The following is an 11,477-nucleotide window of genomic DNA, read 5'->3' as shown; positions in this document are numbered from 1 at the left end:
AGCGTGACGATGGACCGCCCCCACAGGCTGGCGGCGCGGGCGACCGCGCTGCTGGTCGGGCTGATGCTGGCCGGCTGCACCGGGGGTGCAGCCGGCGGCCCGACCCCCGTTCCCGGGGGTGGGGCGACGCCGACAGCGACGACCACCCCGACCGGTGCGAGTCCGAGTGCCAGCGCGACGCCCACCTCGAAGGTGACCCCGGGGTCGATCGACCAGACCGTCGAGCCCCGGGAGCAGGGCACGGCCAAGCCCGTCCGCCTGGACAAGGCGCAGAGCGACGGTGGCGTCGAGGTGACCCTGGTGAGCATCAAGAGCCGCAAGATCGAGGCGGTCGGACCGGGCGAGATCGGCGGCGCGTCGCTGGTCGTGACCGTGCGCATCAGCAACGACACGAAGAACGACCTGGACGTCGATTCGGCCTACGTGACGTTAATGGATTCAAAAGGCAGGATGGCCGTTGGTCTGACCAACGACCCCTCCCGTCCGTTCACCGAGTCGATCGGCGTGGGAAAGTCGGCGACCGGTGTCTATGTGTTCCGCGTGCCCACCAAGGCGCGCTCGAATATCACGGTGTCGGTGACGTATTCCCTGTCGCACAAGACGGCGGTGTTCGTCGGCGACGCCAGCTGACGCGATCATCCACCCTCGTCAGGGGGAAGTCCGGGGTGCCGATGGATGCCCCGGACCTTTGTCTGTGGGGAAACTAAAAGCCCGGCGACATTGTCGCCGGGCTTCAGTCAGGACTTCGGCAACATCCGCTCTCGCTGCGGGAATGCCGGTGGGTCCCCCTGTTTGTCCGGTTAGCTGTTCCGGACGTGGCCGCCTGTTCCCCCCCGAGAAGTACGGCCACCTACGATCATAGCCAGACGATCGGCGAAACGCCAGAACCCCGCACCCCCGCGGGGCGACGCGTCGCCGTCCGCCCGGCGTGGCCGCCCCGGCTGCCCGCTCCCCATCGGTGAGACTGGACGGCGTGGACAGACGAGGATTCCTGCTCGGCGCGACCGCGCTGATCGCCGCGGGCTGCGCCCGCGTCCCCCCGCCCGAGGTGAGCGGGACGGCGTCGGCCACACCGTCCGCGCCGCCGCTGGCGATCGGGTCGGACGGCTCAGCGGCGGGACTGCTGCTGGCCGAACTGCTGGCCGGGGCGGTCGCGGCGAAGGGCCGTGCGGCCGGCACCGGACCGGCCGGGCCGGACTGGCAGGCGTCCCTTGGCCACGGCGACCTGGCGGCTCTCCCCGGCTTCGGCACCACCCTGTGGACCGAGCTCAGCCAGGGCAGGGAGGCGCCCGCAGCGGAGGACCTGCTGCCCGAGCTGGCCGGACTGCTGGAGCCGGAGGTGGGCCTGCTGGCCGTGCCGGGCGTGGACGCCGGGCTGGTCTGGCTGGTGACAGAGGAGACGGCCACGGCGGGGATCGCGAGCCTCACCCGGCTGCGCGGCTGGTCGAAGGGCCGGCGCGCGGCCGTGCCGGGCCCCGTGCGGTCCCGCGCGGACGGCGTCCCGGGGCTGGCGGCGGTCTACGGGGCGCAGTTCAGCTACGACGTCGTCGAGGACCCGGTGCAACGCGCGTCCCGGCTCGTCGACGGCCGGGCGGCCGCGGCCGCGTTCCGGCGGACCGAGTACCTCGGTGCCTCCGGCCTGGTCGCGTTGGTCGATCCCGACCGGCTCTCCGCCCCCGAGCCGGGCGTGGTGCTCGTCGCCGGCGCCTTGTCCGACGCCGAGCCGGACACCGTCCTCGCCATGGACGCGGTCGCGCAGGCCGTCACGACCGACGACCTGGTCGACCTCCAGGCACGGGTGGCCGGTGGGGGCACGCCGCGCGAGGTCGCCGGCGAGTGGCTGCGGGAGCAGGGCCTGGCCGGCTGAGGGCCCGGCCGATGCGTCAGTAGCCCTCGCTGGTGCCGCCGTCCAGCACTGCTGCGGTGCCGGAGAGCCCGAGGCGGGTGGCTCCCGCCTCGACCATGGCCACGGCGGTGGCCCAGTCGCGGATGCCGCCGGAGGCCTTCACTCCCAGTCGTCCGCCCACGGTCTGTGCCATCAGCGCGACGGCGTGCGCGGACGCCCCGCCCGCGGGGTGGTAGCCGGTGGAGGTCTTGACGAAGTCGGCTCCCGCCGCCTCGGCGGCCCGGCAGGCCGCGACGATCTCCTCGTCGGTGAGCGCCGCGGACTCGATGATGACCTTCAGGACCTTCGGGGCGGGCACCGAAGCCCGCACGGCGGCGATCTCCGCCTGCGTGGCGTCCAGCCTGCCCGCCTTGACCAGGCCGAGGTCGATCACCATGTCGACCTCGTCGGCGCCGCGCGCGACGGAGTCGGCCGCCTCCGCGGCCTTCACCGAGGCGGTGTGCTTGCCGGAGGGGAACCCGCAGACGGTGGCCACCTTCACCGCGCCGAGCTCGGCGGTGACCGGCAGCATCGCCGGGGAGACGCAGATGGAGTAGGTGCCCAGACGGACGGCCTCGGCGGCCAGGGCTGCGACGTCGGCATCCGTGGCGGTCGGGGAGAGCAGGGTGTGGTCCACGAGGTGGGCCAGTTCGGAACGGGTGATGGTCACGCTGTCGACGCTACCGCAGGCGGGTCGCACGCGACATTCCCGAACCGGCGCCGGTAGGCCTGGGGCGACAGGCCGGTGGCCCGGCGGAAGTGGTCGCGCAGCACGACGGCGGAGTTGAAGCCCACCCGGTCGGCGATCTGCTCGACCGCGAGGTCGGTGGCCTCGAGCAGCGCGCGGGCGGCGAGGACGCGTTGCTGCGTGAGCCACTTGTGCGGCGTGGTCCCGGTCTCGGACTGGAAGCGCCGCGCGAAGGTGCGCTCGCTCATCAGCGCGCGCTCGGCCAGGCTCGCCACGCTGTGGTCCTCCTCGAGCCGTTCGGCGGCCCAGCCCAGCAGCGGCGCCAGGCTGTCCGCGGTGCAGGCCGGGATGGGGTTCTCCACGAACTGCTGCTGGCCGCCGTCGCGTTGCGGGGGGACGACCATCCGGCGCGCGATGCGCGTGGCCACGGCCGCGCCGAGCTCGCGGCGCACCAGGTGCAGGCTGGCGTCCACGCCGGCGGCCGTGCCCGCGCTGGTGACGATCGGTCCGTCCTCGACGAACAGCACGCGGGCGTCGACCTCGGCGTCCGGGAAGCGCCGCTGCATCTGGTCGGCGTAGATCCAGTGGGTGGTGCACCGGCGTCCGTCGAGCAGCCCCGCAGCCCCCAGCACGAACGACCCCGAGCACAGGCTGAGGACGGTGGCACCGTCGGCCACCGCCCGGCGCAGCGCCTCCAGCGCCTCCTCCGGGTACTCGTCGTCCGGGCGCGGCTGGGTGGCCGCCACGATCACCAGATCGCTCCCGGCGACCGCGTCCAGGCTCAGGTGGGGGGTGATGGTGAAGCCGCCCGCGTTCCTGGTGGCCAGCGGGCGCCCGGGCTCGAGGCCACAGACCCGGAAGTCGAACGGCTCGATGCCCTCATCGGTCCGGTCGACGCCGAACACCTCGACCGCGACGCCGAACTCGAAGACGCCCACGGGCTCGAGCACGATCATGCTCACCTGGTGCAGTGCCATGCTCCGATCATACTGGCAGAAATCTTTTGAGCAATGGCTTTCCAGCCACTGGTGGCAGGGATCCATTGGAGGAAGGATTTCTGCCATGACCGGAACGATGATCCTCCTCGCAATGGTGGCGCTGCTGCTTGCGGCGCTGGAACTGACGCACCGGCGGTCGGCGAACCGCTGGGTGCCCGGCAGGGACGCCCGGCACGACCGGGACGCCGCCCGCCTCCACGACGACCTCCTGGCCGCATCGCAACGGGACGAGCTCCCGCGGGAGCCCGGCGACGTCCTGCGGCTCACCGGCCGGCGTCCGATGCTCGACCCCCGCCTCACCGACCCGCGCCTCACCCGGACGGCGGCGTGACCTCCGGCCGGTTCATCAGCAGACGCAGGACGAGGAAGCGCCCCAGTGTCGCGACGGCGTTGGCCAGCACGAGGACGGCGACCTCCACCCACCGCCCGGCCGCCGGCCAGGCGGCGGCGAGGACCCACAGCGCACCGCTCGTCAGGCCCAGCGCGGCGACGAACGCCGCCAGGCCGCCGAGATGGTGGCGCAGCGCCCCGGCCCGTCCGCTGACTCCGAAGGTCAGCCGCCGGTTCGCCGCGGTGTTCGCGACCGCGGTGAGCAGCAGGGCCACCAGGTTGGCCGGCTGGGCGCCGAGCGGACGCAGCAGCAGGTAGAGCACGAAGAAGGCCGCCGTGCTGGCCAGGCCGACGGCGCCGAACCGCAGGAGCTGGCCCGGCAGCCCGGACGGGACGCCCGGCAGTGCTGCCGGCAGGTCGGGACGCCGCAGCTGCGCGGCGAGCCCGGCCACCGGGATCCGCCGGGTGGCGAGGCCGTGGGCGAGCCGCCAGACGCCGCGCAGGTCCTCGACGGCCGTCGCAACGACGTCGACGGTGGTGCCGGGGTCGTCCACCCAGTCCACCGGCACCTCGTGGATCCGCAGGCCGGCGCGCTCGGCGAGCACGAGCAGCTCGGTGTCGAAGAACCAGTTGTCGTCCTCCACCAGGGGCAGCAGCCGACGGGCGACGTCCGTGCGCATCGCCTTGAAGCCGCACTGGGCGTCGGTGAAGGACGCGCCGAGCACCGTGCGCAGGATCAGGTTGTAGGTGCGCGAGATGAACTCCCGCCGCGGGCCGCGGACGACCCGTGCGCCCCGGGCCAGCCGGGTGCCGATCGAGACGTCGGAATGCCCGGACAGCAGCGGTGCCACCAGGGGCAGGAGGGCGTCCAGGCCGGTCGAGAGGTCGACGTCGGTGTAGGCCACGACGTCGGCGTCCGAGGCGAGCCAGGCCTGGCGCAGCGCGCGTCCCCGTCCCTTGGCGTCGAGGTGCGTCGCCCACACCGTGCGATGCCGGGCGGCCAGACGCTGCGCGATGGCCCAGGTGGCATCGGTGGACGCGTTGTCCGCGATCACGATCCGGTAGGCGTAGGGCAGGTTCGCGGCCAGGTAGGCGTCGAGCCGCAGCACCGAGGCCGACAGCTCGTCCTCCTCGTTGTACACCGGGACGACGACGTCGAGCCGGGCCGTGCCGGTGGCGGCGCTCCGCCGGCCGCTGCGGAGGGGCAGTGTGGTCATCGCTGCGCTCCCCTCACGCCGCCGTGGTCAGGTCGTACACGGTGGTGCCCGCGACGGTGCTGGCGGTGTAGTGCTGCGCGACCCAGTCGGCGATCTCGCCGGAGGAGTCGGAGCCGCCGTTCCGGCGACCGCCGGTGTCGCCGGCGATGAAGTAGTGGACGCGGCCCTGCGCGACGTCCGCCTGGAACTGCGCCAGCGTCGGGGACGGGTCGGAGCCGTTGAAGCCGCCGATCGCCATCACCGGCAGGCCGGTGGCGAGCTGGTAGCTCGCCGCGTTCTGCGAGCCCACGGTGGCGGCCACCCACGTGTAGGACGACCCGTCGGCCTGGAGCAGCGCCACCAGCTCCGACGAGGCGGAGGCCCCGTTCAACAGCCCGCCCGTGCCGCGGTCGGGGGCCCGCCCCGTCGGGCGCCCGCCGTCCGGTCCGCCCCGTCCGCTGCCGAAGCCGGAGACCGGCCCCGCGGTCACGATCGAGCCGGTGTGCGCGGTGGCCGCAGTGTTCACCGAGTAGGCGTACGGCCCTGCCAGCGCGGCGATGACGGCCGTGCCCACGGCAAGGGACGCGACCACGCGGGGTACCCGATCGGCGACGGCGAGGCCTGCGGCGGCGAGGACGGAGAGGGCGAGCACGACCCAGCCCAGGACGGAGTACCAGCCGCCCGCCTGCTGGAGCAGGACGAGGGCCCAGGCGCCGGTGCCCGCGGTGGTCGCCGCCAGGACAAGGCGCGGGACGAGTCGCCCGCGGCGGGCCCACAGGACGGCACCGCCGAGGGCGACCGCCCCGCCGATCGCCGGGGCGAGGGCGACGGTGTAGTAGTCGTGGTAGATCCCGGCCATGAGGCTGAACACCAGGCCGGTGACGACGAGCCAGCCGACCCAGATCACGGCCCCGGTCGCCAGAGCGCGCGGAGGCGTCCGGCGTTCGTCCCCGCCGCGAGCCGGGGTGCCGCGAAGCCCGGCGACAGCGACGCCGAGGGCGGACAGGCCCAGCACGAGCGCTGCCGGGATGAGCCAGGACACCATGCCGCCGGAGACGCCCTCGAAAAGGCGCGTCAGGCCGGTGGAGCCCCACCGCCCGCCGCCGACCGAACCGACCTCCTCCCCGGTGATCCGGCCGAGGCCGTTGTAGCTGACGATCAGCTCGAGCAGCGAGTTGCCCTGCGAACCGCCGATGTAGGGACGCATGCTCGCCGGGGTGAGCTCGACGACGGCCACGTACCAGCCGAAGGACACGACCATGGCCGCGAACGCGACCAGCAGGTCGACGATGCGCTTGCGCCACGGCGCGGGGGCTGCGACCGCGTACGCGACGACGAGGGCAGGCAGGACGAGGAACGCCTGGAGCATCTTGGTCAGGAAGCCGAGCCCGACCGCGACCCCGGCCAGGGCCAGCCACCCGCGGGACGCGTTCTCCGCGGCGCGGACGGTGAAGTAGGCCGCCAGCACCAGGGAGAAGACGAGCAGCGCGTCGGGGTTGTTGAAGCGGAACATCAGCGTCGCCACCGGGGTGAGCGCGAAGACCGCTGCGCCGGCCAGCGCGGCCCAGTGCGCGGTGCGCGGGGTGAGCGGGTGCGTGGCGCCCGGCGATCCGCGCTGGGCCAGCAGCGTGCGCCGGAGCGTCGCGTACAGGACCCCCACGCTCGCCACGCCGAGCAGTGCCTCGGGCACGAGGATGCTCCACGAGCTCAGGCCGAACAGCCGGACCGAGAGCGCCATCAGCCAGATCGCCGCGGGGGGCTTGTCCACGGTGATGCTGTTGCCGCCGTCGAGCGAACCGAAGAACCAGGCCTCGAGGTTGGTGGAGCCCGCCTGCGCCGCGGCGGAGTAGAACGCGTTCGCGTAGCCGGAGGCGGACAGCCCCCACAGGTAGAGGACGGCGGTCCCGGCGAGGAGGGCGATCACGCCGGCCCGGGCGATCAGGTCGGGACGGTCGTCGACGTAGGCGTAGTAGCGGGGCGCTGGCGCGTCCTCTGCGGCGGCAGAGGCCGGTGCCGGGGTCTCGGTCAGGGTCATGCACCCATGGAACGGCCGCGTGCTGAGCGCGTCCTCGCCGCCCGCTGTGAGCCCCCGGTGAACGGGCGGCCGAGTCAGGCCAGGGGGACGCGGATCGTGAAGGTGGTCCGCCCGGGGCGGCTGTCGAGGGTCACGTCGCCGCCGTGGGCGTTCACCACGGCGGCCACGATGGCCAGGCCGAGCCCGGTCGACGAACCCCCGGCGCGACGGACGCGGCTGACGTCGGCGCGGGTGAAGCGCTCGAACACCGAGTCCTGGATCTCCGGCGGGACACCGGGGCCGTTGTCGCTGACCGAGATCACGGCCCACCCGTCGGCCGCGCGCAGCGACGCCTCCACGCTCGTGCCGGGCGGCGTGTGCGTCCGCGCGTTGGCCAGGAGGTTGGTGACCACCTGGTGCAGGCGGTGCGGGTCGGCCCGTGCCGTGACCACGTCCTCGGGCAGGTCGAGCGACCACGTGTGGTCGGAGCTGGCGGCCCGCGCGTCGCTGACCGCGTTCAGCACGATCTCCGTGACGTCGGTGGGCCGGAGCTCCAGCGTCGGCTCGGAGTCCAGCCGGGCGAGCAGCAGGAGGTCCTGCACGAGCGCGGTCATCCGCTCCGACTCGGCCTCGATCCGGCCGAGCGCGTGCGCGGTGTCGTCGGGCAGCTCGTCGGACCCGCGGCGGGTGAGTTCTGCGTAGCCGCGGATGGAGGCCAGGGGGTTGCGCAGCTCGTGGGAGGCGTCGGCGACGAACTGCCGCACCTTGGTCTCGCTGCGGTGCCGCGCGGCGAGCGCGGACTCCACGTTGTCGAGCATGTGGTTGAACGCCAGGCCGACCCGTCCGACCTCGGAAGCGGGGTTGGCGTCGGCGGGGGCGACCCGGATCGGCACGTGGCCCTCGCCGCTGGCCAGCGGCAGGGTCGACACCTGGGTGGCCGTCGCCGCGAGGCGGGTGAGCGGACGCAGGCTGCGTTCCACGACGCGGCGGGCACCGACGTAGGAGAGCAGGATCGCGCCGAGGGTGAGCAGCCCGGCCATGATCAGCTGGCTGGTCATGGGCGCCGTCACCTGCGAGTACGGCAGCGCGACCAGGGTGGTGATGTCCATCCGCGTCTGGACCATGACGCGGTACGGTCCCGCGCCCTCGACGTGCATGTTGGCCGCACCGCCGGTCGTCCGGGTGAGCATGGCGTTGTACAGCGCGATGGCGGCGTCCCTGCTCACCCCGTCCGGCCGGGTCACCCGGTACAGCACCTGGCCGTCCACGGTGGCCGAGTCGACGCGGATCAGGCCGGTGCCGCCCGGGTCGCCACGCCCGGCCGGGTCGTCCCCGTCGCCGGACGGGCTTCGCCACGGGAGGCGGTCGATCGCCGAACGGAGCTGCCCGTCCAGCTGGTTCTGCAGGATCTGGAAGCTCGCCAGGGCGGTGAACATGCTGAGCGCGACGGTCACCAGCGCCACCAGGGCTGTCGTGCGCAGCACCAGCTGCCTGCTGAGCGTCCCCTTCCCCATCGCCGCCGGCGGGGGCGGGGTGGGCGGCAGGACGGGCTGGGTCATTCGCTGGCCGGCTTGAGCACGTAGCCGGCCCCCCGCATCGTGTGGATCATCGGGGCACGGCCCGCGTCGATCTTCTTGCGCAGGTAGCTGATGTACAGCTCGACCACGTTGGCCTGGCCGCCGAAGTCGTAGTTCCAGACCCGGTCGAGGATCTGCGCCTTGCTCAGCACCCGCCGGGGGTTGCGCATCAGGTAGCGCAGCAGCTCGAACTCGGTGGCGGTGAGGCTGATGACCTCCCCGCCCCGAGTCACCTCGTGGCTGTCCTCGTCGAGGATGAGGTCGCCGACCACGAGCTGCGACTCGTTGCGCAGGGTGGTCGCGCCGGAGCGCCGCAGCAGGGCCCGCAGCCGCGCGACCAGCTCCTCGAGGCTGAACGGCTTGGTGACGTAGTCGTCCCCGCCGGCGGTGAGCCCGCCGATGCGGTCGTCGAGGGCGTCCTTGGCCGTGAGGAAGATGACCGGGACGTCGGGCTGCTCCGCGCGGACGCGGCGCATCACCTCGAGGCCGTCGAAGTCGGGCAGCATCATGTCGAGCACGATCGCGTCGGGACGCACCTCGCGGGCGGCCTTCACCGCGGCCAGGCCGGACGCGGCGGTGGTGACCTCCCAGCCCTCGTAGCGCAGGGCCATGCTCAACAGCTCGGTGAGGCTCGACTCGTCGTCCACGGTGAGCACCCGGATCGGGGTGCCGTCAGGTCGGGTGAGCGCTTCGGCTCCGCTTCGTGCAGTGATGGCCATGGCTCCACTTTCTCAGTGCCGGGTGGGCGTCCGCTGGCAGTTTCCTGTGTGGATGCTATGAGCCGTCACCAACCGGACGGCCCCGCTGCGCGGCCCGGAGTAGCCTTGGCGGCGCCCGGCGCCCGGCCGGCTGGCGGCAGGAGGTGGCATGCGGATCGTCCGCGGTGTCGCCGGCCTGCTCGGCGAGGCGCTGGTCACGCTCGGCGTTGTGCTGCTGCTGTTCGTCGGCTGGCAGCTGTGGTGGACCGACGTGGTCTCCGACGCGGACTCCGCACAGGTCGTCGCGACGATGCAGCAGGAGTTCGACGACCCGTCCTCGGCATGGGTGCACCCCGACAAGGCGATGCCCGGCGACGCGTTCGCGATCGTCCGCATCCCCCGGTTCGGAGAGAAGTTCGCGCGTCCGCTCTACGAGGGCACGACCAGCGACGTCCTGGCGCGGGGCATCGGCCACTACACCGGCACCGCGCTGCCCGGCGAGGTGGGCAACTTTGCGATGGCCGGCCACCGCACCACCTACGGCAAGCCGTTCAACCGGATCGCCGAACTGAAGAAGGGCGACGTCGTGCTGGTCGAGACCGGGGACACCTGGTTCGTGTACCGGGTGAGCGGGCACCAGATCGTGCCACCCACCCAGGTGTCGGTGCTGCTGCCGGTGCCCGACGAGCCGGACGCGGAGCCCGAGGCCGCCGTCTTGACCATGACGAGCTGTCATCCCGAGTTCAGCGCCCGCGAGCGCTTCGTGGTGCACGCGGAGCTGGGCGCGTCGTACCCGCACGCCCAGGGCGTGCCCGCCGACGTCTGGGAGGTGGCGGGCTGATGTCGTTCTACGGGCTGCTGTGGCGGCTCCTGCCGGGGCCGCGGGCGCTGAAGGTGGTGGAGGCGGCGATCCTGCTGCTCGCCGTGGTGGCCGTCCTGTTCACCTGGGTCTTCCCGCTGGTCGCGCCGTACATGCCCTTCAACGACACCACCGTGGGCGAGTAGCCCGTGACGACGGCGTTCGCCAGCGAACTGCTCGGGATTGTCCCGGGTGCTGGGCCTCGGGCTCGGCCTGCGGTCATCCGGGAGTTCATCGCCGTGCTGCGCGACAACCTCTGGCTGAACGTCGTGCTGCTCGGGCTGGTCTCGCTGCCCCTGGTGGTGGTGGCCGGCGGGGCCCTGGTCCAGCGGGTCCTCGGCTAGCGGTAGCCGAAGGCCCGGGCCCCGGGCACGACGTCCACCCACGCGATGTCGTAGTCGTCCACCCACCCCGGCCGGGCGGTCGTGGACGGGTTCTCGACGACGAGCCGGATCATCCGGCCGACCGCCTCGTCCTCGCCCTGGGCGCGGATCTCGACCGAGCCGTCGTCGAGGTTCTGCGCGTACCCGGACAGCCCGAGATAGCGGGCCTCGCTGGACGCCCACCAGCGGAAGCCCACACCCTGGACCCGTCCGCGGACGGTGATCACGACGGCGAGCACAGGCCCATTCAACCCGTTCGTGAGCGGTTCCGCGACGGGCCGGTGGTTCTGGAAGGATGTGCGCATGAGCGAACCGGTCCGCGAAGTACTCACCTGGGAAACCTTCGGGAAGGCGGCCCGGCAGCTCGCCCAGCAGGTCGTCGACTCCGGCTTCGAGCCCGACCTGATCATGTCGATCACGCGTGGCGGGATGATCCCGGCCGGCACGCTCAGCTACGCGATGGGCATCAAGAACCTGCACATCATCAATGTCGAGTTCTACACCGGCGTCGACACCCGGCTGCCGCTCCCGGTGCTGTTGCCCCCGGTGCCGGCAGCGGTGGACCTCTCCGCCAAGAAGGTGCTGATCGTCGATGACGTCGCCGACACCGGCGAGACGCTGCGGATGGTGCGTGACTTCTGCGAGGCCCACGTGTCGGAGACCCGCACCGCCGTGCTCTACGAGAAGCCCCAGTCGGTCGTGAAGTGCGACTACGTCTGGAAGCGCACCGCGGAGTGGATCTCCTTCCCGTGGTCGAGCGAGCCGCCCCTGGTGGGCCACTCCACCGACAACTGAGCACCCCCTCGCCTCGCCCAACCCTCCACCCCGCCACCTCCCAACGGTCCCAAA

14 protein-coding genes are annotated in these 11,477 nt (G+C 72.8%); 7 read left to right on the top strand and 7 right to left on the bottom strand.

Annotation, left to right across the window (positions count from 1 at the left end; translation table 11 throughout):
* The first annotated feature begins 9 nt into the window (after positions 1 to 9).
* Positions 10 to 630 (top strand): DUF4352 domain-containing protein, encoded by a 621-nt coding sequence (locus tag ACFQQJ_RS01560; RefSeq protein WP_377103950.1) that lies wholly within the window; start codon positions 10 to 12, stop codon positions 628 to 630.
* A 343-nt stretch (positions 631 to 973) separates the two neighbouring features.
* A complete protein-coding gene (locus tag ACFQQJ_RS01555; protein ID WP_377103370.1) occupies positions 974 to 1,867 on the top strand; it encodes a glycine betaine ABC transporter substrate-binding protein in 894 nt (297 codons plus the stop codon).
* Between the two features lie 16 nt (positions 1,868 to 1,883).
* Here the strand turns inward: ACFQQJ_RS01555 and deoC are convergent, their stop codons facing one another.
* Both deoC and ACFQQJ_RS01545 read right to left on the bottom strand, forming a co-directional pair.
* Positions 1,884 to 2,585 carry a deoxyribose-phosphate aldolase gene (gene deoC / locus ACFQQJ_RS01550; protein ID WP_377103368.1) on the bottom strand — a complete coding sequence of 234 codons (702 nt, stop codon included), beginning with the start codon at positions 2,583 to 2,585 and terminating at the stop codon, positions 1,884 to 1,886.
* Positions 2,552 to 3,550 carry a GlxA family transcriptional regulator gene (locus ACFQQJ_RS01545; RefSeq protein ID WP_377103366.1) on the bottom strand — a complete coding sequence of 333 codons (999 nt, stop codon included), beginning with the start codon at positions 3,548 to 3,550 and terminating at the stop codon, positions 2,552 to 2,554. The genes deoC and ACFQQJ_RS01545 overlap by 34 nt, the downstream gene beginning before the upstream one ends.
* 85 nt (positions 3,551 to 3,635) lie before the next feature.
* Here ACFQQJ_RS01545 and ACFQQJ_RS01540 point away from each other — a divergent pair, with 85 nt between their 5' ends.
* Complete coding sequence (locus ACFQQJ_RS01540; RefSeq protein WP_377103364.1) at positions 3,636 to 3,902, top strand: hypothetical protein; 267 nt, start codon at positions 3,636 to 3,638, stop codon at positions 3,900 to 3,902.
* Here the strand turns inward: ACFQQJ_RS01540 and ACFQQJ_RS01535 are convergent.
* The 4 genes from ACFQQJ_RS01535 to ACFQQJ_RS01520 form a co-directional block, all read right to left on the bottom strand.
* Positions 3,883 to 5,118: a glycosyltransferase gene (locus ACFQQJ_RS01535; RefSeq protein ID WP_377103362.1), complete on the bottom strand. Its 1,236-nt coding sequence runs from the start codon at positions 5,116 to 5,118 to the stop codon at positions 3,883 to 3,885. The genes ACFQQJ_RS01540 and ACFQQJ_RS01535 overlap by 20 nt on opposite strands.
* A 13-nt stretch (positions 5,119 to 5,131) precedes the next feature.
* Positions 5,132 to 7,132 (bottom strand): ArnT family glycosyltransferase, encoded by a 2,001-nt coding sequence (locus ACFQQJ_RS01530; protein ID WP_377103360.1) that lies wholly within the window; start codon positions 7,130 to 7,132, stop codon positions 5,132 to 5,134.
* A gap of 74 nt (positions 7,133 to 7,206) precedes the next feature.
* Positions 7,207 to 8,670, bottom strand: a complete 1,464-nt coding sequence (locus ACFQQJ_RS01525; RefSeq protein WP_377103358.1) for an ATP-binding protein — start codon at positions 8,668 to 8,670, stop codon at positions 7,207 to 7,209.
* Complete coding sequence (locus tag ACFQQJ_RS01520) at positions 8,667 to 9,407, bottom strand: response regulator transcription factor (protein WP_377103356.1); 741 nt, start codon at positions 9,405 to 9,407, stop codon at positions 8,667 to 8,669. The genes ACFQQJ_RS01525 and ACFQQJ_RS01520 overlap by 4 nt, the downstream gene beginning before the upstream one ends.
* A gap of 148 nt (positions 9,408 to 9,555) precedes the next feature.
* Here ACFQQJ_RS01520 and ACFQQJ_RS01515 point away from each other — a divergent pair, with 148 nt between their 5' ends.
* The 3 genes from ACFQQJ_RS01515 to ACFQQJ_RS01505 are packed head-to-tail and all read left to right on the top strand — an operon-like array spanning position 9,556 to position 10,589.
* Positions 9,556 to 10,227, top strand: a complete 672-nt coding sequence (locus ACFQQJ_RS01515; RefSeq protein WP_377103354.1) for a class E sortase — start codon at positions 9,556 to 9,558, stop codon at positions 10,225 to 10,227.
* A complete protein-coding gene (locus tag ACFQQJ_RS01510) occupies positions 10,227 to 10,391 on the top strand; it encodes a hypothetical protein (protein ID WP_377103352.1) in 165 nt (54 codons plus the stop codon). Before ACFQQJ_RS01515 ends, ACFQQJ_RS01510 begins: the two co-directional genes overlap by 1 nt.
* Before the next feature lie 3 nt (positions 10,392 to 10,394).
* Positions 10,395 to 10,589, top strand: coding sequence for a hypothetical protein (locus ACFQQJ_RS01505; RefSeq protein WP_377103350.1), 195 nt, complete (start codon positions 10,395 to 10,397; stop codon positions 10,587 to 10,589).
* Here the strand turns inward: ACFQQJ_RS01505 and ACFQQJ_RS01500 are convergent.
* Positions 10,586 to 10,867, bottom strand: a complete 282-nt coding sequence (locus ACFQQJ_RS01500; RefSeq protein ID WP_377103348.1) for an acylphosphatase — start codon at positions 10,865 to 10,867, stop codon at positions 10,586 to 10,588. The two genes, ACFQQJ_RS01505 and ACFQQJ_RS01500, sit on opposite strands and share 4 nt — an antisense overlap.
* Positions 10,868 to 10,931: 64 nt before the next feature.
* Between ACFQQJ_RS01500 and ACFQQJ_RS01495 the strand changes: the two genes are divergently transcribed.
* Positions 10,932 to 11,423, top strand: a complete 492-nt coding sequence (locus tag ACFQQJ_RS01495) for a phosphoribosyltransferase (RefSeq protein WP_377103346.1) — start codon at positions 10,932 to 10,934, stop codon at positions 11,421 to 11,423.
* Positions 11,424 to 11,477: the final 54 nt, after the last annotated feature.

This window comes from Propionicimonas sp. T2.31MG-18 (assembly GCF_964266745.1).
GTDB lineage: Bacteria > Actinomycetota > Actinomycetes > Propionibacteriales > Propionibacteriaceae > Propionicimonas.
The sequence above is the reverse complement of the archived record's forward strand: the minus strand, read 5'-3'. Positions and strand labels throughout refer to the sequence as shown.

Bases quoted from the DNA above. Each gene is read 5' to 3' on its own strand.
- ACFQQJ_RS01525 (WP_377103358.1), bottom strand. From the start codon at position 8,670: ATGACCCAGCCCGTCCTGCCGCCCACCCCGCCCCCGCCGGCGGCGATG.
- ACFQQJ_RS01540 (WP_377103364.1), top strand. From the start codon at position 3,636: ATGACCGGAACGATGATCCTCCTCGCAATGGTGGCGCTGCTGCTTGCG.
- ACFQQJ_RS01535 (WP_377103362.1), bottom strand. From the start codon at position 5,118: ATGACCACACTGCCCCTCCGCAGCGGCCGGCGGAGCGCCGCCACCGGC.
- ACFQQJ_RS01520 (WP_377103356.1), bottom strand. From the start codon at position 9,407: ATGGCCATCACTGCACGAAGCGGAGCCGAAGCGCTCACCCGACCTGAC.
- ACFQQJ_RS01515 (WP_377103354.1), top strand. From the start codon at position 9,556: ATGCGGATCGTCCGCGGTGTCGCCGGCCTGCTCGGCGAGGCGCTGGTC.
- ACFQQJ_RS01495 (WP_377103346.1), top strand. From the start codon at position 10,932: ATGAGCGAACCGGTCCGCGAAGTACTCACCTGGGAAACCTTCGGGAAG.
- ACFQQJ_RS01510 (WP_377103352.1), top strand. From the start codon at position 10,227: ATGTCGTTCTACGGGCTGCTGTGGCGGCTCCTGCCGGGGCCGCGGGCG.
- ACFQQJ_RS01545 (WP_377103366.1), bottom strand. From the start codon at position 3,550: ATGGCACTGCACCAGGTGAGCATGATCGTGCTCGAGCCCGTGGGCGTC.
- ACFQQJ_RS01530 (WP_377103360.1), bottom strand. From the start codon at position 7,132: ATGACCCTGACCGAGACCCCGGCACCGGCCTCTGCCGCCGCAGAGGAC.
- ACFQQJ_RS01560 (WP_377103950.1), top strand. From the start codon at position 10: ATGGACCGCCCCCACAGGCTGGCGGCGCGGGCGACCGCGCTGCTGGTC.